This window comes from Paenibacillus radicis (ex Xue et al. 2023) (assembly GCF_024722015.1).
Taxonomy (GTDB): domain Bacteria; phylum Bacillota; class Bacilli; order Paenibacillales; family NBRC-103111; genus Paenibacillus_S.
This window is the reverse complement of the sequence record NZ_JANQBD010000012.1, coordinates 82310-100555: the sequence shown is the minus strand read 5'-3', so window position 1 is coordinate 100555 and position 18246 is coordinate 82310. Positions and strand designations below refer to the sequence as shown.

Annotated in this window: 16 protein-coding genes; 14 read left to right on the top strand and 2 right to left on the bottom strand. The window is 45.2% G+C overall.

The features are described from left to right. Positions 1–341: 341 nt before the first annotated feature. A complete protein-coding gene (locus NV381_RS17290) occupies positions 342–1418 on the bottom strand; it encodes an NAD(P)H-dependent flavin oxidoreductase (protein ID WP_258214540.1) in 1077 nt (358 codons plus the stop codon). Between the two features lie 381 nt (positions 1419–1799). Here NV381_RS17290 and NV381_RS17285 point away from each other — a divergent pair, with 381 nt between their 5' ends. The 4 genes from NV381_RS17285 (at position 1800) to hmpA (ending at position 7125) form a co-directional block, all read left to right on the top strand. Then, positions 1800–2813, top strand: coding sequence for a Gfo/Idh/MocA family protein (locus NV381_RS17285; RefSeq protein ID WP_258214539.1), 1014 nt, complete (start codon positions 1800–1802; stop codon positions 2811–2813). Positions 2814–2818: 5 nt separating this feature from the next. Continuing rightward, positions 2819–3820 carry a Gfo/Idh/MocA family protein gene (locus NV381_RS17280; protein ID WP_258214538.1) on the top strand — a complete coding sequence of 334 codons (1002 nt, stop codon included), beginning with the start codon at positions 2819–2821 and terminating at the stop codon, positions 3818–3820. Positions 3821–4081: 261 nt separating this feature from the next. Beyond that, positions 4082–5452 carry a PDZ domain-containing protein gene (locus tag NV381_RS17275; RefSeq protein WP_258214537.1) on the top strand — a complete coding sequence of 457 codons (1371 nt, stop codon included), beginning with the start codon at positions 4082–4084 and terminating at the stop codon, positions 5450–5452. 458 nt (positions 5453–5910) lie between these two features. Continuing rightward, positions 5911–7125 carry an NO-inducible flavohemoprotein gene (hmpA, locus tag NV381_RS17270; RefSeq protein WP_258214536.1) on the top strand — a complete coding sequence of 405 codons (1215 nt, stop codon included), beginning with the start codon at positions 5911–5913 and terminating at the stop codon, positions 7123–7125. 73 nt (positions 7126–7198) lie between these two features. Here hmpA and NV381_RS17265 read toward each other — a convergent pair whose 3' ends face one another. Beyond that, positions 7199–7702 (bottom strand): Crp/Fnr family transcriptional regulator, encoded by a 504-nt coding sequence (locus NV381_RS17265; protein ID WP_258214535.1) that lies wholly within the window; start codon positions 7700–7702, stop codon positions 7199–7201. 334 nt (positions 7703–8036) lie between these two features. Between NV381_RS17265 and NV381_RS17260 the strand changes: the two genes are divergently transcribed. From NV381_RS17260 to NV381_RS17215, 10 genes are all read left to right on the top strand, one after another. After that, positions 8037–8384, top strand: coding sequence for a DUF2294 domain-containing protein (locus tag NV381_RS17260; protein WP_171652152.1), 348 nt, complete (start codon positions 8037–8039; stop codon positions 8382–8384). A 277-nt stretch (positions 8385–8661) separates the two neighbouring features. Further along, complete coding sequence (locus NV381_RS17255; RefSeq protein WP_258214534.1) at positions 8662–9759, top strand: ABC transporter substrate-binding protein; 1098 nt, start codon at positions 8662–8664, stop codon at positions 9757–9759. 102 nt (positions 9760–9861) lie between these two features. Beyond that, positions 9862–10794, top strand: a complete 933-nt coding sequence (locus NV381_RS17250; protein ID WP_258214533.1) for a nucleoside hydrolase — start codon at positions 9862–9864, stop codon at positions 10792–10794. Between the two features lie 34 nt (positions 10795–10828). Then, a complete protein-coding gene (locus NV381_RS17245) occupies positions 10829–11650 on the top strand; it encodes an ABC transporter permease (RefSeq protein ID WP_258214532.1) in 822 nt (273 codons plus the stop codon). A gap of 5 nt (positions 11651–11655) precedes the next feature. Continuing rightward, positions 11656–12444, top strand: a complete 789-nt coding sequence (locus tag NV381_RS17240) for an ABC transporter permease (RefSeq protein ID WP_258214531.1) — start codon at positions 11656–11658, stop codon at positions 12442–12444. 15 nt (positions 12445–12459) lie between these two features. After that, positions 12460–13521 (top strand): ABC transporter ATP-binding protein, encoded by a 1062-nt coding sequence (locus tag NV381_RS17235; RefSeq protein ID WP_258214530.1) that lies wholly within the window; start codon positions 12460–12462, stop codon positions 13519–13521. Between the two features lie 21 nt (positions 13522–13542). Continuing rightward, positions 13543–15255 carry an adenine deaminase C-terminal domain-containing protein gene (locus NV381_RS17230; protein WP_258214529.1) on the top strand — a complete coding sequence of 571 codons (1713 nt, stop codon included), beginning with the start codon at positions 13543–13545 and terminating at the stop codon, positions 15253–15255. Positions 15256–15613: 358 nt separating this feature from the next. Further along, positions 15614–16207, top strand: a complete 594-nt coding sequence (locus NV381_RS17225; RefSeq protein ID WP_258214528.1) for a CBO0543 family protein — start codon at positions 15614–15616, stop codon at positions 16205–16207. 230 nt (positions 16208–16437) lie between these two features. Further along, a complete protein-coding gene (locus NV381_RS17220) occupies positions 16438–17373 on the top strand; it encodes a carbohydrate ABC transporter permease (protein ID WP_258214527.1) in 936 nt (311 codons plus the stop codon). 14 nt (positions 17374–17387) lie between these two features. Then, the gene (locus tag NV381_RS17215) at positions 17388–18218 is read left to right on the top strand and encodes a carbohydrate ABC transporter permease (protein ID WP_258214526.1); all 831 of its coding nucleotides are present in this window, start codon (positions 17388–17390) and stop codon (positions 18216–18218) included. The last annotated feature ends 28 nt before the right edge of the window (positions 18219–18246 follow it).

The following is an 18246-nucleotide window of genomic DNA, read 5'->3' as shown; positions in this document are numbered from 1 at the left end:
CTAAATCTACGTATTTTGGCTAATATCATCGATATTACCTATATTAGATGCAGTTTTTCCAGTTAGATTGCTTTCAAACGATATCCAGGCTAGATTAACGGGAGGATTTCCATCTATCACCTTTCTTTCAACAGCGGTCCGAAAATCCTAGTCCCTTTAGAATTCACACTTCATAAACTTTTGGAGAGTATAGGTGCTGTCCCCTAGTAGTTAAAGCTACTTTAGGGACAGCACCATGTTTACTTTACAAAAGGACTCGTAGGGTTCGACCTGCCGCCATGCAATGCCGCAACGCGCGCCCAGGATTCGCGCGCATTGGAAAAGATGAATGCAGCTTAGTCTTATGACAATATAGCAAGAGCCTGCTGGATGGTCTCGGCAACGATGCTTTCGGCATGCTGTCCGGAAGTCAGCATGCGGGTGCCTTGTCCTGCCCACAAAGACATATAATCCGCTTTGCTTTGCTGGGCAGCCGCATTTCTAATGTCACGCGTCACTGTGTTTTGCGTGGGGAAAGGGAGGGGCTCTATGCCGCTCGCATCCCATTGCTTAATAAATGGGTTGATAATTCCTCTTGCCGGGCGGCCTGAGAATGCTTTGGTTAAGACTGTGCTCTCCTCCGTGCTTTCCATCAATGCTTGTCTGTAAGAGGAGTGTGCTCCAGATTCAATGGCAGTCAGAAAACGGGTCCCCATCTGGACTCCTTGTGCCCCAAGCGCAAGGGCTGCGACAAGCCCGCGTCCATCCATAATGCCTCCAGCGGCAATGACTGGAATCTTGATTCGGTCAACGATTTGCGGCACTAAGGCAAAGGTACCGATATTTGCACCCATCGAATGCTTTGAAATATCAAAGGTCCCTCTATGCCCCCCAGCTTCGCCTCCTTGAGCAACAATTGCATCGCATCCCGCCCGCTCAGCCAGGATCGCTTCGTTTACGGTAGTTACCATTGCAATAACTCGAATACCCGCTGATTGGGCCTGTTTCATCAATGCTTCCGGAAGAACGCCAAAGGCCGTACTCATGACAGGCACCTTTTCTTCCAACAGCACCGCAAACTGTTCTTCAAAACGGTCCGGTGTTTGAACGGGATGCGCGGAAGCATGAGGGATTTCAAGGATATCCCGAGTCCGGTTCAGCTCTTGCTGGACTTCCCCGATTCTCGAGTTATCGTCAGCAGCATGAGTCACAAATAAGTTGACAGCAAAGGGGGAGTTCGTCAATTGGCGGATTTTGAGAACGGCTTGGCGGATCGCAGCAGGCTCCATATAAGCTGCTCCCAGAGTACCAATTCCACCTGCACGGGATACTGCAGCCACTAGCTCTGCTGTTGAAGGGCCTCCCGCCATTCCAGCCAGGAAGATAGGATAACGGATATTAAACAATTGGCAAAGCTTTGTTTCGAGTTGAATGCTCATGATAGTGATCTCCTTTATATGGATTTGCGGCAAATTTCTATTGGTTTTACCCTAAGTAGCTTGAGCTCCCAGGAGGAGCTTGTACCCGAACTTGAATATCTCTAGTATTTTCTACACTTTAGATGATACCGTATTCGCCAAAAAAACGGAATGAGACACTCAGTATTCATGGTTGTACCTACCATCGAGAGTGCTGTGGCATCAAGTGAATGGGACAAATATACGTCAAATGTGAAAAAATGGATCCAAAAGAGTAATGAAGGTTTACAAAGCCGCTTATGAGAGGTATAACAAAAAATAAGACCTTTGTGACCCTAAGCGGTGAAGTACAACCGCTTCGTGGTTTGTCATGCCAGACTCGAAGAAAGGTGTGTGATAGAGATGAAAGTAGCCGTACTCGGCTGTGGAATCATGGGTCAAACCCATGCCAGGAATTATGCAGTTATGCCGGGGGTTGAGCTTGCCGGTGTTTGTGATGAGCAGGAGGAGCTGGGCGCACAGCTGGCAGCAGACTGTGGTACGACCGCTTATACGCAGTTTGAAGAAATGATCGCTGCGGTCAAACCCGATGTGATCAGTATTTGTCTACCGACCTATCTGCATAAGCCATATGTCATTTTGGCCGCGCAAGCTGGCATACATATTATTTGCGAGAAGCCGATAGCCCCTACCCTCGAGGAGGCTAATGAGATGATACGTGTTTGCGAACAAAACCGTGTCCGGTTGTTCATAGCACATGTCGTCCGTTTCTTCCCGAATTATACCGATATGTCGCGCAGAATCCATCAAGGGGGAATCGGTAAAGTCGGAGTTGCACATACGAAGCGCGTTGGAGGACATCCTGCAAAAGCTAAGCCTTGGTATGGCAACAAAGCCAAAAGCGGCGGCGTTATTCTTGATTTGCTGATTCATGACATAGATTATTTACGCAGCGTGCTCGGTGAAGTTCAGTCGGTTTTTGCGATGAACCGGACCAGCATGCAGATGGATTATGCCTTGGTTACCCTTCGTTTCCAAAGTGGCGCCATTGCTAATTTGGAAGGGTATTGGGGCTATCCGGGTCCTTTCACAACAGCGGTGGAGTTTGCCGGAAACAAAGGCATTATTCGTTTTAACTCGAATGAAGTATCCTCGATTCGTCTGCAGAAGGCGCCCTCGGAACTAAAGGAAGGCAGTCCGCGGGTAGCGGTTCCCTCAAGCCCGGCTTTTCATGATCCCTACTACTATGAGCTGAAGCATTTTATCGATTGTATAATTAAGGATGAAGCTCCAATCGTCACAACAGATGATGCCTACAGAGCTATGGAAATCGCTTTTGCAGCAATGGAATCCGCAGAGTCGGGCAAGCCTGTTTTCTTCAAGGAATCCGACGGACTGTCTGTTAAGGAGGGCTGATGGAAATGACCAAAGTGAAAATAGGGATGATCAGCTTCGCGCACTCTCATGCCAACAGCTATTTACAAGAGCTGCTGGTGATGCCCGAGGTTGAAATCGTAGGTATTGCTGACGAAGAGAGAGCACGCGTAGAAGCTGTAACCGGCAATCATGGGATCGCTTATTACGAAGATTATCATGCTCTCCTGGCCGCTGATTTGGACGCTGTGATCATATGCTCGGAGAACGTACACCACGCCCGCATTACGATGGATGCCGCGAATGCCGGCAAGCATGTGTTATGCGAGAAGCCGTTAGGGATAACTGTAAGTGAGATGCGATCAATGATCGAAACATGTGAGCGCAACCAGGTTCAACTAATGACAGCATTCCCCTGCCGCTATTTGCCGGCTGTGATCGAAGCCAAGCAAGCTATAGACCGCGGCGAAATCGGGAGCATCATAGCAGTCAAAGGAACGAACCGCGGCACGATGCCGGGGCGATGGTTCATTGACCCTGTCTTGTCAGGTGGCGGTGCCATCCTTGACCATACGGTGCATGTCATGGATTTGATGCGCTGGATAGTTCGCAGCGAACCGGCTACTGTGTATGCGGAATCGGGCAAGCTGTTTCACGACATACCTGTAGAGGATGCAGGGATGGTTCATATCCAATTCGACAGCGGCGTAGTAGGCGTTATTGATACGAGTTGGTCACGCAGCAAATCGTTCCCGTTCTGGGGGGATGTTACAATGGAAATCATCGGCACGGAAGGTGTAATTAGCATCGATGCCTTTGCCCAGAAAAACGAGATCTACGAGGATGATAAGCTGAAAGCTCAATGGAGCTACTGGGGTGATCGAATGGATAGCTATTTGGTGCAGGCGTTCGTTCAGTCCATAGCTGAAGGTCATACGGTCCCGATTACGGGAGAGGATGGTCTGCAGGCGACAGCTGTCGCGCTTGCAGCTTACGAATCGATGAAGCGCAAAGATACGATTGCGATAAGCGAACTGCTGGAGGCATAAGCTGTCGGGAATGGGAATGCTCCTTAAGCTGGGACTTTAAGGAATGAAGGAAAGTCAGCCGCCGATGTGCGGGACTGACTTTTCTTTTTTTACGCCAGAATTTATATGTTTCGGGGTTCCCCGCAAAGGTTCTGAATCAACTTCGAAGCAAGATCACACTTTGTGGGGAATTTTTTAGCATGGATTCCGAAAAAAGGTTTATACTTTGAAAGAGCAAATGAAAAAACAATTGAAAAATGAGATTAATTGGGGGAATTGCTATTGCGGTTTGCGCAGCGACTTTATTATTCGGGTATGGCATTGACTCTATTGTTAATTATAGCAGGGGAGTTAATTTGGCTGCCTGATCCACTGCGATTCGGAACTGGGCTTTATTGGATTGAAGCTCTGGATTTATTAGTTTATGTGGTTGCACTTATTCCATTATTATGGATGTCAGCATCTGTACTGATTATCTTAGCTATGCTGCGTAATCATGCAACTCATCATGCTGCTGCAGCTCTAATAAGAAGCGCAGCCGTGTTCGCCGCTGGAGCAGTTGCACTGTTCTTTATGCTTACGCAGCCCAAACAGCTGGAGTATTGGATGAGTGCTTTGGCTGCAGCCTGGTTACTCATTTTTGTTGATTTAATGCTTAGGGAAAGAAAAAATCGGAGAATACCCGTTCGCAGCTTGTGGACGTTAATTGCAACGATTGGTTTACTGGTTGTTTTATGCTGCCCAACGGGCTATTTGGTCACCTACCCGGGATTAACCGTCAATATGAACAGGTATGCACAGGCCTCTGGAGCAAGTGCGCATGGAGCAATGACAGGCGTCCTCGTGTTTGAAAGGCCTGCCTTCCCAATCGATTGGATATATGCGAAGCTGCTGCCCCATTACGGGATTGAAGTTAATAAACTTCAGGTTTCTTTGGGGGAATACAACAAACAAGTACGAATCATGAAGGAGGATGCCAACGCTGCGGGGAGCGCCATTGCTTTTCAGAAGCTTGGACTGGGAAAAGGAATCACCTCGACCGGAGTTATTATCACGGCGACTACGAAAAACAGCCCTGTTGAAGGCATCCTCCAGCCAGGTGATGTGATAGAGGCGATCAACAAGCATAAAATTTCGAATGCTCAGGAACTGACGGAGTTCATGGTATCGGTGACGCCCGGCAGCGAGGTGGAGGTTCAAGTGCTGCGCGATGCTAAACCGGTGACTTTTCGAACAAAAACACAGGTAAATCCTACAGACCCAAGCAGGGCTGCTTTTGGAATTATTGTTAGCAATAAACTGCAATATGATATTCCACAAGCCGTTAACTATCGCAGCTTTTTGCTTCATGAAGGAGGACCGTCGCATGGGGCTATGCTCGCTCTTACATTGATCGATCAACTAACCCCATGCGGCATAACTTATGGAAACAAGGTAGCGGGAACTGGAACGATTGAGGCGGACGGTTCGGTAGGTGCTGTTGGCGGATTGGAGCAAAAAGCTTATACCGTAAGCAGGACGGGGATAGATGTGTTTTTTGTGCCTTATTCCAATGAGCAGGATGCGAGAAAAGGAGCGCCAGGAATGCAGATCGTGCCTGTTCGTACTTTGGATGATATGTTGAATTGGTTGAGGCTGCATCCAAAACAATAGGGCAGCTCTTTCTGTTCTAAAGGTGCTTAGGAAGACAGCGGCCCAAACCTAATACCAGTGCTGCCATGGAATGAGCTGAGAATTACTGTTGCGGAGCAGAAAGTTCCGTTATTCCATCTACTTCGCCAAATTCGAGACGATAGCGGAAGCGTAATTCCGTTATTAGGAAGAAAGCGCGCAGTTTATGCGTTAAAACGAAGAGATACAGGAACGAAAGGTTCCTCTATCTCTTCGTTTTTATGTTCTTTTTGGAAATACCGGAATGATGACTTCCGCTATTAATCAAACCGTCGATGTAGCAACCTACAGCTTCGATTAAGCCTATTCAGGACTTATTTAGTATACCACGCGAACCGGTCACAAATCGTTGCCTTTTGATGTGATTGAGATCACTAAGGGGGGCCGTTCCTTCGTTTATACTTACAGTCATATCAAGTGACTTCAAAGGAGCGAACCCAATGCTAAGTGAAAAAACTATACAAACCATAAAATCAACAGTACCTGTCCTGGAAGTGCATGGAACGGCTATCACCAAAAAGTTTTATGAGCTTCTATTTGCCAATCATCCCGAGCTGCTGAATATTTTCAATCATGCTAACCAAAAGCAAGGCAAGCAGCAGACTGCATTAGCTAATGCAGTATACGCAGCTGCACAGCATATAGATAAATTAGAAGCTATATTGCCGGTAGTTAAACAGATTGCCCATAAGCATCGGAGTTTAGGTGTCCGAGCCGAGCACTATCCAATTGTAGGGGAGCATCTGCTAGCAGCCATCCAAGAAGTGCTGGGCAAGGCGGCTAATGCTGAGATTCTGCGAGCTTGGGGAGAAGCCTATAACGTTATTGCGGATGTATTCATTAGTGTTGAGGCTGATATGTATAAGCAATCTCAAGAGCAGTATGGAGGATGGGCTGAGTTCAGGCCATTCCGGGTAGCACGTAAGGTAAAGGAGAGCGACGTAATTACTTCCTTTTACTTGGTTCCGCAGGATGGCGGAGCGATTGCAGCTTTTAAACCGGGTCAATATATTAGTGTAAACATACAAATCCCGGACGATCCCCATACTCATATTCGTCAATACAGCCTCTCAGATGCATCAGGGAAACCTTATTATAGAATTTCGGTTAAAAGGGAAGATTCGATCCAGGGGCATCCCGCTGGAAAGGTTTCGGTATTTTTGCATGAGCAGGTTAAAGAAGGAGATGTTCTTGCAATCTCTGCGCCGGCTGGCGATTTTACTTTGGAGCAGCAGGATGCCAAGCCCGTAGTATTAATAAGCGGAGGAGTGGGATTAACTCCGATGATCAGCATGCTGAACACATTGGCAAAAACAGATTCGAGCCGTCCCGTGACCTTCATCCATGCCGCTCAACATGGAGATATGCACGCGATGCGCGAGCATGTGGAGGAGCTTGCGCTTGAGCATCCGCAATTATCCGTCTATTGGTGTTATGCGAAACCAACGGATCGGGATCGGGTGTTGAACTCATTTCATAAAGAAGGTTTAATTGATTTTCCATGGCTGACAAGCGTTGTCGGCACTAAGGAGTCCAGCTTTTATTTTTGCGGACCGATACCTTTTATGAAGGCTGTCAATGAAATACTTAAAGAGTGGGGAGTTCGTGAGACGAACATTCATTATGAGTTTTTTGGTCCGGCCAGCACATTGTAGAAGGTATACCTTACAGTTCCTTCATTGCATATGCATGTCACTCCCAAGCCAAATCAGCCGCTATCAAGGTCGCTTATTGAAGCGGATTGATCCGCAGCAATCGGTTAACCGTTTCCCGGCGAAGCCCGATGAACTGACCGATCTCATCCTGCGTTAGCACATCGGTCAGCTTGCCTGGTCCGATATAAGCCTGGAACCAGAGCTGCAGCTTACGCAGTCTCTCGAGTGGAGCGGTTTCGGTAAGCTGATCGATACGCTGCTGCATCATACGAAGCTTCTCTTGCAGCTGCAGAGCGATGGCGCGGCACTTCTCAGGATCACGCTCATTTTCGATATACCAATCTGCCGCTGGAAGCATTATAACTTCGCAGGTAACGAGCGCGACGGCTGTTCCATTATAAGGATTTGGACTAATGAGCGAATGATGGGGGATAATTTCTCCGGGCACAATGATATTCAACAGTACAGAATTACCATCCTCATGAATTCGGGTAATTTTCAGGAGACCTTTTCTCAGATGGTAGAGCGGGCCAGATTCTCCTTGCCTAAACAACGTTTCTCCCCTATGTAAAATCATATTCCTATAGCCTCCTTGGAGCTTTTCAACAGAAAAGCTGGCATTTTAAACACTAGTCTATGTAAAAAAGCGAGAGTCTGAACTAATGGGCTGCCCGCTTTTTGCAGATTCTCTATTTATTATATCAGGTTGAAATGTTGAGCAAAAATAGCGAAATTATCCTTATTTTACTAACCCATTCGGGAAACAGTCACTCTTTTATGAAAACAGAATGAAAATCAGCTTTTTTTATATAAAAAGACGAACGATTGCTTGATAAATTGTTCAATTCTATGTATTATATACAAATAGATTATATGATTATGGGTCAAAAAATGCTCCAGAAGGTGATCCCATGCCGCTAATAGATTCTAGTGAAAACAGGAAGAAGCTGTGTCACCTCTATAACGAGATTGCCAAGGAGCTGTTCGGATTTGGCACTACGCTGCTAAAGGCATCATTGGATCATAATATCATTACGATTCATGCCAAGCATCGCCGTTCTCCGCGCTCTTCAGCTTTAGAGGGAGAAGCCCCGACGCTGAAGCATGAGGTTGATTTTTATATGTCCTCCATTTACAAGAAGAAAATCCGGGAGAAGCTGGAACTCGAAATGGGCCTATCCATCGAAGCCGTATTAAGGGATTATGATCCACCGACACAATGGGCCATTACGAACATTATTCTTAAACAAACTGAATAGTCCAGTCGGCGTTTCTCTTTTGATCTATCTTAAGAGGAAACCACATGATATGAAACGGATGTCTCTTTGCATTGTTTACAATGAAAAGTGCTCTTGTTAGAAGATTTTATTCTATCAAGGGTACTTTTTGTTTTTTTTAGTACATAAGAAGGTTGTTTTAGTGGTATCGTTTGGCACTCCGTGTATATTCCGGGATATGGAAAGGATACTAGTATTATAAAACAGGGATTCACGATTCAAATTATATATCTATACAAAAAATGGGAGGACGATGATTATGAAAAAGAGAATGTTGCAAGGGCTGCTTTCCTTAACCGTGGTAGGAATGGCTTTGACGGGATGTGGAGCTCCAGCCAAAGAGCAAGGGAATACAGCAGGCGGTACTGCACCTGCACCAGCACCAGCACCGAAGGGCGAACCAACCAAGCTGGTTATTTCTACATGGGGTTTCTCCGATGATTTCTTTAAGAAAGAAGTATACGCACCGTTCGAGAAGGAACATAACGTACAAATCGTACTGGAAACCGGTAACAATGCTGAGCGTCTTAACAAAGTTAAGCAAGGCAGCTCAAGCGTGGATCTTATTTATTTATCCGATTATTATGCACAGCAAGGTATTGAAGCAGGTTTGTTCGATAAAATCGACCGCAGCCGCATTCCAAACCTGAAGGATATTTATGATCTGGCCAAAGCTCCGCTTGGTGAAGATTATGGTCCAGCGTATACCATCGGTCAATTGGGTATCGCCTATAGCCCGAAAGCCGCGGGTAAAGAAATCAAATCATGGAGCGACCTGTGGAGTCCTGAGCTTACTAAGAAGCTGACTCTGCCTAACATCACATCCACAAGCGGTCCGATGATTTTGGATGCAGCATCTGTTGTAGCTGGCAATACTGCATTTAATGCGGACCAGGCTTTTGCCAAGATCAAGGAATTGAACAAAGGGGTTGTTAAGTATTACAGCCAAACCTCCGAATTCGTGAACATGTACGCACAAGGCGAAATTGCTGCCGGACCAATTATGGAAATGTACGTTAAAGATTTGAAAACTGCAGTACCGGATACAAAGTTCATTACACCGCAAGAGGGCGGTTACGCCATCATGAATACAGTCAATGTGATTAAAGGAAGCAAAAGCAAGCAAGTAGCGGAAGATTTCATCAACTGGCATTTGAGCAAAGAAGTACAAGAGAAGTCGGCTAAAGCTAAAGTAGATTCTCCGGTCAACACAACGCTGAAATTGTCTCCTGAAGAAGCAACTGGAATCACTTACGGCGCTGATGTTGTGAGCAAGCTTCGCAAATTGGATATGAAAGCTGTAAACCAGAATCTAAAGTCCTGGATCGACCGTTGGAATCGTGAAGTAACCCAATAAGAGCTCAATAATATAGAAGTGCAAGGGTATATGATCTAGCATGACAGAGCATGTACCCTTGTTATCTGTTCTGTCACGGCTATTAATAAGGGGGGAAATATTATGAAGAAGAAAGTCATCCTCGACGTGGATACAGGAATTGATGATGCCCTTGGCATTTTACTGGCGATCCGTTGCGGGCAGCTGGATATACTGGGAATCACCACAGTGAATGGCAACGTATCCTTGGATCAGGCGACTGTAAATACATGCAAAATTTTGCAGCTGGCTGGAGTGGAGCAAGAGATTCCAGTCGTTCGAGGGGCAGATAAGCCGCTAATGCGTACGTCCTATTTTGAGCATCGGGTTCATGGACAGGACGGACTAGGCGGAGCCTTAAGCGAGATGCCGGTTCTTAAAACCGTTCAGGAGGGGCATGCCACTGATTTCATTATTGAACAGGTAAGACGTCAACCCGGGGAAGTCACCTTGATAATGACCGCGCCTCTGACAAATCTGGCACTTGCCGTGATGAAATATCCTGCCTTGGTTCATGAAGTGAAGGAAGTCATAGTTATGGGCGGTGTAGTGGCGAGCTTCGGAAATGTAACCCCGACTGCGGAATATAACATCTATGTAGATCCTGAAGCAGCGAAGATTGTTCTTCAAGCCGGCTTCCCTTCCTTAACGCTTGTTGGTTTGGACGTTACGCGGAAGGCATTGCTGACGGAGGAGCATATTCAATCCCTGGGAGATACTCCAATCAGCCGCTATGTCCAGGAAAGCACGGCCGATTATATGAAGCGCTACTACGAGCGGTATGGTGTCCGAGCTTGTGCATTGCATGACCCGTTGGCCGTAGGTGTAGCTATTGACCGGACATTGGTTACCACTAAACATTATTATGTGGATGTGGAAACGAAAAGCGAGCTTTGCGATGGGCAAACGGTATGTGATTTCCAGAATCGCTTGTCTAGGGAGCCGAATGTCCATGTTTGCCTCGAGGTAAGGGCAGACGAATTTCTCCAGCTATTTACCCGGGCTCTGCGTGCCTAGCGAAAGCTAACTCAAGGAACAGGAGAAAAGTTACATGAAGAGAACGTATTTATATTTATTATTGATACCGGGTCTGCTGTTTCTGACGGTGTTCATGGTAGTGCCGATTCTTCTGACGATTGGCTCAACCTTTTTCAATAAAGGAGCATTTACCTTTGAAGGGTATATGCACTTTTTCAAGGATCCTTATTTTCTTAAAATTTTGGCGACCACATTGCGTGTCAGCCTATTCACTACGTTGTTGTGCATAGTTATAGGGTTTCCTGTTGCGTATTACATCTCCAGGCGTTCTATTAGGCAAAAGGCGGTTCTGCTTGCGCTGGCTATTTTTCCACTGCTTACAAGCTCGGTTGTTCGTTCCTTCAGCTGGATGATCATTTTGGGCAAAAAGGGATTGCTTAACAACTCGCTTATTGCCATAGGGATAATTCAAGAGCCTTTAGACATTTTGTACACACCTACTGCGATGATAATCGGTCTGGTCCATTTGTTTTTACCGCTAATTATCATTACTTTAGTTGGTGTTATGGAGAATATCGATCCTGATCTGATCAAAGCGGCGGAGAGTCTTGGCGCTAACCGTTTTGTAGCTTTCTGCAAGGTTATCGTGCCGCTAAGCGTACCGGGATTAATTATAGGGAGTATTCTTGTTTTTGTCGGAAGCTTTACAGCTTATACGACCCCAGCCTTGTTAGGCGGGAAACAGCGAGTCATTTCCACATTTCTGTATCAAAATGCCATTACGCTTAACGATTGGTATTTGGCCTCTGTCATCGCCACGATCATGATCATCATCACGTTCCTGGTCATTGGCCTCATGAACAAGCTGGCTAATAAATTAAATCCGAAGGGGTAGAAGGGATGCAGGAGAAGAATCGAGGGTTAGGCCTGTTTACGCTGCTTGTATATATATTTCTGCTTGGACCGCTTGTAATCATTGCTTTCACTTCATTCGAACCGGGGAGCGTCTTGAAATTTCCGCCCCAAGGCTTCTCGCTTAAGTGGTACAGCAACATTTTGGAAGTTTCCATGTTCACAAAAACCTTCTACACCTCGATCATCGTATCGCTTATTGGTAACTTATTGGCGCTGCTGATAGGTATGCCGGCGGCGTATGCATTAAGCCGATTTGAGTTCAAAGGGAAGAGTTTACTGAATGCTGTGTTTATTTCACCTGTACTTATTCCAGGTATTGTACTTGGATTTACGATGCTGAAATATGTAATCGTGACGTATAACCTGCCGATTTATGCGGCACTGTTGATTGGACATACGGTGGTTATGCTGCCCTTTATTATACGAGTTATCGCATCAAGCCTATCCAATTTTGACTTTGCTATAGAAGAAGCAGCTTTAAGTCTGGGTGCTGGACAGCTCAAAACATTTTTCAAAGTGGTGCTGCCCAATATTAAATCCGGCATAATAGCAGCCGTTCTTATCGCTTTCTTGGAGTCTTTTAATAATGTCGATATTTCCGTGTTTATGACCGGTCCGGGGGTCAGCACGCTGCCTATACAAATGCTGACGTACGTGGAAAACCATTTTGACCCAACGATTGCCGCAATATCCGTAATTCTTATGATCTTTACAGCGGTGTTTATGTTCGTAATTGAACGGCTGATGGGTCTATCCTATTTTACCAAACGATAATGGAGGCTTTCGCTTATGGCTTTGCTAACTCTGGAGAGTGTATCGGTTGCCTATGACCAGCAATATATTTTGAAGGATTTTAACCTCAGTGTGGAAAAAGGGAGTCTCATTTCGCTGCTCGGCCCTAGCGGCTGCGGCAAGACAACAACTCTGCGTCTTATCGCTGGGTTCTTGGAGGCCAAGGAAGGCCGATTTACGTTAAATGGTATGGACTACACACGTGTACCTGTCAATAAGCGCAACTTTGGCTTCGTGTTCCAAAGCTATGCCTTGTTCCCGCATTTGTCGGTATACGACAATGTAGCGTTTGGTCTCCGGCTGCGCAAGGTAAGCGGAGCTGAGCTGGACCGCCGCGTGCGTAAAATGCTCGATACGGTTAGCTTGTCCGGCTTTGAAAAGCGGTTCCCTAAGGAGCTGTCTGGAGGCCAGAGGCAGCGGGTCGCAATCGCTCGGGCACTCGTAATCGAGCCGGATTTGCTGCTCTTCGATGAGCCGTTGAGCAATTTGGACGCCAATCTGCGTGTGAACATGCGGGTGGAAATCCGCCGTATTCAGCAGGAGCTGGGCATTACTACCGTCTATGTATCCCATGATCAGGAAGAGTGCTTCTCTATCTCGGATCAGGTGGCTATTATGAACAAAGGGATTATAGAACAGCTGGATCGGCCTGCTACGATTTTCAAATATCCGAAGACAGAGTTTATAGCACGATTTATCGGCTTTAATAATTTTATAACCTTTGATGAAAGACAAGAAAGAAACGACGAGGTCGAACTTAAGGTTAAGGACTATACTTTTATCGCGGCTAAAAACCCTGGCAAAGGTGAGCAGAAGGGCAAGAAGGGCGCTATTCGCCCTGAGGATGTCATTATCGGTTCGATTGAGGAAATAGAAATGGGTCCGAACCGGTTGGCAGGACGTGTGAAGGTAAGCACATTCTTGGGGAGAAGCTACCAGTACGTGGTGGAGACTGATTTGGGAGATTTCACCGTTAACAAAGAAATGGAAGACCCTTATTCTAATGGCAGTGAAATCCGTCTTCTATTTCCTAGCGAGAAATTGGTTTTAGTTGAGTAGTGAACTTGGAGGTGCAAGCAAATGCGTGTCGATTTGCTGATTGAAAATGTGCAAATTTACAACAGCTATTTTAAAAAATTCATCCTTGGCAATGCCGCGGTATTGGATGGAAAGTTTCTATATATCGGAAATCGGGGCGCCGAAAGCTTCGAGGCGGGTGAATGTCTCGATGGACAAGGACGCTACATGATTCCCGGACTCATTGATATCCATCTTCATATTGAAAGCACGATGGTTACACCGGAAACTTTCTCTTATGGACTTATTAAGAATGGAGTAACGACCATAGTGCCGGAGCCTCATGAAATGGCCAATGTTTTTGGGCTTGATGGCGTGAGGGAAATGATCAAGGCGAGCAAAGCTTGTGTAGCCGATATGTTTTATGCGATTCCAAGCTCAGTACCCGCAACTTCCATGGAAACGACGGGTGGAGCTATCGAAATTGAAGATTTGGATGAGCTCCTACGTTCGGAAAAAATCATTTGCTTAGGCGAGATTATGAACTATGTAGATATTATTAAGGATCCTGATTGCAAGACGAATCAAATTTTAAATCATATCCGCAATAATTATCCGCATCTAATCATCGAAGGGCATTGCCCAAAGCTGCTTGACCTGGATTTGCAAAGGGTTATATACAGCGGGGTAGATTCCGATCATACCCATCAAACGATTGAAGGAATGGAAGCACGGATCGGTGCAGGGATGTTTATTGAGATCCAGGAAAAATCAATGACGCAAGAAGTGATGGACTATCTGATTCAGCATGATGTTTCCGAGCACTTCTGCTTCGTAACCGATGATGTGATGCCGGATTCCTTCCAGCGGCGGGGGCATTTGAACCATATCGTTCGCAAAGCCATTGAAATGGGGATGGAGCCGGAGAAAGCGATTTACGCGAGTACCTTCACTCCGTCGAGAAGAATGAGAATGTATGATCGTGGAGCTATTGCTCCTGGAAAAATCAGTGATTTTTTATTGATTTCCAACCTCTCGGAGCTAACCATTGATCAAGTATTTAAAGATGGCCGGAAAGTATACGACGCCACGGAGTCATATAGCCCGAAAGCAAGTCAGGGTGCCTTTCCTGCGCATTACTACACAAGTGTTAAACTGCCGCTGCTGGATGAGAAAGCTTTCTCCGTGGCAGTAGATTCTGCGGATGGCCGCTATGCATGCCGTGTGATGATGGTAAAAGACGGTTCGACTTTTACTGAAGAGCATAAGGGCGAGGCAGAAGTTCGTGAAGGCGAGCTTCGCTGGGAGGAAAGTGGCTACGGGCTCATTGCTACATTTGAACGCTACGGAAAAAACGGGAATCGAGCATACGGTTTAATCGGCGGCGACACGATCAAACGAGGAGCCGTAGCAACGTCTTATTCCCATGACAATCACAACCTGCTTGTTGTAGGGCATAATGTCGAGGATATGATGCTGGCTGCCAATGAAGTGATTAAGAATCAAGGCGGCTTTTGTGTGGTAGATGAAGGTAAGCTGCTTGCCAATCTTCATCTTCCGGTAGGCGGAATTTTAACGGAAGCTTCGTTGGAGCAGACAGCTATGGAGCTGGAGTCGATCCGCAAAGCGATGAAGTCGTTAGGCTATAAGCATTATAACCCGATTATGTCGATTAGCACACATTCATTGGCAGTCAGCCCAGCGTTGAAAATTACGGATCATGGTTTGATTGATGTGAATGAAGGCAAAGTTGTTTCTTTAATAATCGGTGATTAGTTCAATTGTATATAAGAAGTAGCATTTTGTACGGAACTAAGAGTTCCGTTATTCCATCAGCCAGCTCTAATCTAAGGGAATAGCGGAAGTAGGAATTCCGTTATGTCGGCTGAATTGGACATTTATGAATAAAAACAGAGGGATACCGGAACAAGCGCTTCCGTTATTCCTCTGTTTTTTTGGCTTTCCAGCTAATAAAGGAACAATTACTTCCGCATTGCCCTCACTTCCGTGGATTTAGTATTGGCGGGTAGTTTAGAGTCCACTGTTTTTCCGAAATTTAGAATTATTTTAAATACATAGATAGGTTCCTTTCTTTTAATACTATAAGAGGTTGCCAAGTAGGGAGGAATTTAATTTGGAAAGGTTATTGTTAAGATTGCTGTGGGTATCTAGTTTTGCCTCTATTCCATTCGTGTTTAAACGAAAAAACTTGCTTATGTACCTAACTGTTTTTTTCGCGAAAGGCGTATTATCGAGCTCAATTGATTCCATTTTTATTAAAAGCAAAAGAATTGAATATCCAGTTCGCCCTTACCCCAAAATTTTTGATACGAATATTTTGTATGATCTGCTATTTTATCCTCTCCTTAGCGTGCTGTGGGTAAGATCGACATACAATACTAAACCATCGGTAACCATTCTAAGAAGCTTATACTTTAGTGTTCCTATGTCTATAGCACAATGGATATTGGAGAAAAAGACGAATTTGTTTAAATGGAAATCTTGGTCTATTTTGCATACTTTTGTATCGATTAATTTCACCTTGTTCACAATTAGAGGGTTTGTAGGATTATTAAAAGAATGGACTAAAGAAAATAAACCGGCAGCCAAGCAAAAGAGTACAGGCATACTTTCACGTCTTAATGATGTATTTGCGAATGTATTACCGACTAACTCTTCAAAAAGGATTGATTTTGAAATAGAAAACAAGGAAGCCGTTAAGGTGTAGGCAGTTTTATAATTCAAAAGTGAAGTTTGGTTGGTCAAGCAGGAGCAACGGGGATACCCTTGTCTCCTGCTTTTTAGTTTATACATATGTGTTGTTGTTACATTTATTGGTTTAGTAAAAATAATTACATTTCGGTCAAACCTCTGCATTACGAAAAAAAATTTGCTTCTCTATAATGAAACTAACTTAGTTGATCAACTAAAAGCTTCTTATGGAAAGGGGATATTTCATTGCATTCCAATACGGCTGTCGGTTTGCAGGCAAGAAAGGCAGCGGTTGGCAAGAGTCGGCTTCGGCTCATCGAAACGCTGACCGGTTATGTATTCGTGGGTCCGATGCTGCTCGGAGTTCTCTTGTTGGTAATGGTGCCTGTCATCGCTTCATTGTTGTTAAGCTTTGCCGACTGGAACTTTGTTGCGGGAATTGATCAGATGAAATTCGTAGGCTTAGGAAACTTTAAGCGGTTAGAGGCCGATCCGATTTTTTGGAGGGCGATTACGAATAATATGCTTTTCATTCTGATCGTTCCCTTGACGATGATCCTCGCTCTTCTCTTGGCGGTTGTTATCAATAAATCGGTTTATGGCAAGGACTTCTTTAAAATTATTTATTTTATGCCGTATATTTCGAGTATTGTAGCTATTGGAATCGTCTGGCAAGTCTTATTTCATCCGAGCCATGGTCCGGTCAATCAAATGCTGATCTCCATGGGAATTTCCAACCCTCCCAAATGGCTGGCCGATGTAGATTATGCGCTTCCTTCTCTAATGGGGATAATGACTTGGGCGGGTATCGGGTTTAACCTTATTATTTATATGGCCGGCTTACAGTCAATTCCGAAGGATCTTTACGAAGCGGCGGAAATGGATGGAGCTAGTCCGTGGGTACAGCTCACGCGAATAACCATTCCCATGCTATCGCCGACATCGTTCTTCTTACTGGTGACAGGGATTATCGGTTCCTTCAAAGTGTTTAATATTATTAGTGTTTTGACGCAGGGAGGTCCGGCGCGGTCGACCTCGGTTCTCGTTTATTATTTGTATGAAACGGCTTTCATTAATTTGAATATCGGGTATGCATCGGCGATGGCATTGGTGCTCTTCGTGTTCGTCTTAATTATCACCCTTATCCAATGGTATGGGCAAAAGAAATGGGTTAACTATTAAGGGGAGTTGGAGGCATGACGAGGCTCAGCCCGACAAAAATGATTATCACCGTTATCATGTCTTGTTTAGGAATCGCTTTTCTGCTACCGTTTATCTGGATGCTTTCTGCCTCATTGAAGCCCGAGGCTGATGTGTTCAACTATCCCGTAGAATGGATTCCTCAGCACTGGAATGCGGTGCAAAATTATAAAGCTGTTTGGATGGGGAAATCCCCCTTCCCGCTTTTCTATTGGAACTCTCTGAAAGTAACCGGCATCACAACATGCTTGTCCATTGTGATTTCTTGCATGGCTGGCTATGGATTTTCGAAAATCGATTTTAAAGGGAAAAATGTGCTTTTCCTCCTGCTGTTATGTACATATATGATTCCGCATGAAGCGATTCTGGTACCGCAGTTCATTTTCTACCGATGGTTGCAATTGTTTGACAGTCATACGGGTCTCATTTTGCTAGGCAGCTTTAGCGTGCTCGGGACCTTTTTACTGAGGCAGTTTTTTATTGGAATTAATAAGGAGCTCTTGGAATCAGCAAAGCTTGACGGTGCAGGGCATTATCGGACATTCTTATATATCGGTATCCCTCTTGTTCGTCCGGCGATTGCCACTTATGCGATTTTGCGATTTATATGGAGCTGGAATGATTATCAGAATCCGCTCATATTTCTTCGATCCGAGCATTTGTATACGCTTCAATTAGGCATTCAATCTTTTGCAGACGAAAATGGTCAATTTTATTCACTTATTATGGCAGGCACCGTTTCAGCGATTATTCCACTGCTCGTTATTTTCGTTATTGGGCAAAGGCAGGTTATTGAAGGGATATCTCTTGGGGGTGTAAAAGGTTGAAATTCAAACGTTTAGTAGGGGGAAATAG

Bases quoted from the DNA above. Each gene is read 5' to 3' on its own strand.
- NV381_RS17260 (WP_171652152.1), top strand. From the start codon at position 8,037: ATGCCGCTAATAGATTCTAGTGAAAACAGGAAGAAGCTGTGTCACCTC.
- NV381_RS17230 (WP_258214529.1), top strand. From the start codon at position 13,543: ATGCGTGTCGATTTGCTGATTGAAAATGTGCAAATTTACAACAGCTAT.
- NV381_RS17290 (WP_258214540.1), bottom strand. From the start codon at position 1,418: ATGAGCATTCAACTCGAAACAAAGCTTTGCCAATTGTTTAATATCCGT.
- NV381_RS17255 (WP_258214534.1), top strand. From the start codon at position 8,662: ATGAAAAAGAGAATGTTGCAAGGGCTGCTTTCCTTAACCGTGGTAGGA.
- NV381_RS17285 (WP_258214539.1), top strand. From the start codon at position 1,800: ATGAAAGTAGCCGTACTCGGCTGTGGAATCATGGGTCAAACCCATGCC.
- NV381_RS17235 (WP_258214530.1), top strand. From the start codon at position 12,460: ATGGCTTTGCTAACTCTGGAGAGTGTATCGGTTGCCTATGACCAGCAA.
- NV381_RS17280 (WP_258214538.1), top strand. From the start codon at position 2,819: ATGACCAAAGTGAAAATAGGGATGATCAGCTTCGCGCACTCTCATGCC.
- hmpA (WP_258214536.1), top strand. From the start codon at position 5,911: ATGCTAAGTGAAAAAACTATACAAACCATAAAATCAACAGTACCTGTC.
- NV381_RS17240 (WP_258214531.1), top strand. From the start codon at position 11,656: ATGCAGGAGAAGAATCGAGGGTTAGGCCTGTTTACGCTGCTTGTATAT.
- NV381_RS17245 (WP_258214532.1), top strand. From the start codon at position 10,829: ATGAAGAGAACGTATTTATATTTATTATTGATACCGGGTCTGCTGTTT.
- NV381_RS17265 (WP_258214535.1), bottom strand. From the start codon at position 7,702: ATGATTTTACATAGGGGAGAAACGTTGTTTAGGCAAGGAGAATCTGGC.
- NV381_RS17215 (WP_258214526.1), top strand. From the start codon at position 17,388: ATGACGAGGCTCAGCCCGACAAAAATGATTATCACCGTTATCATGTCT.
- NV381_RS17250 (WP_258214533.1), top strand. From the start codon at position 9,862: ATGAAGAAGAAAGTCATCCTCGACGTGGATACAGGAATTGATGATGCC.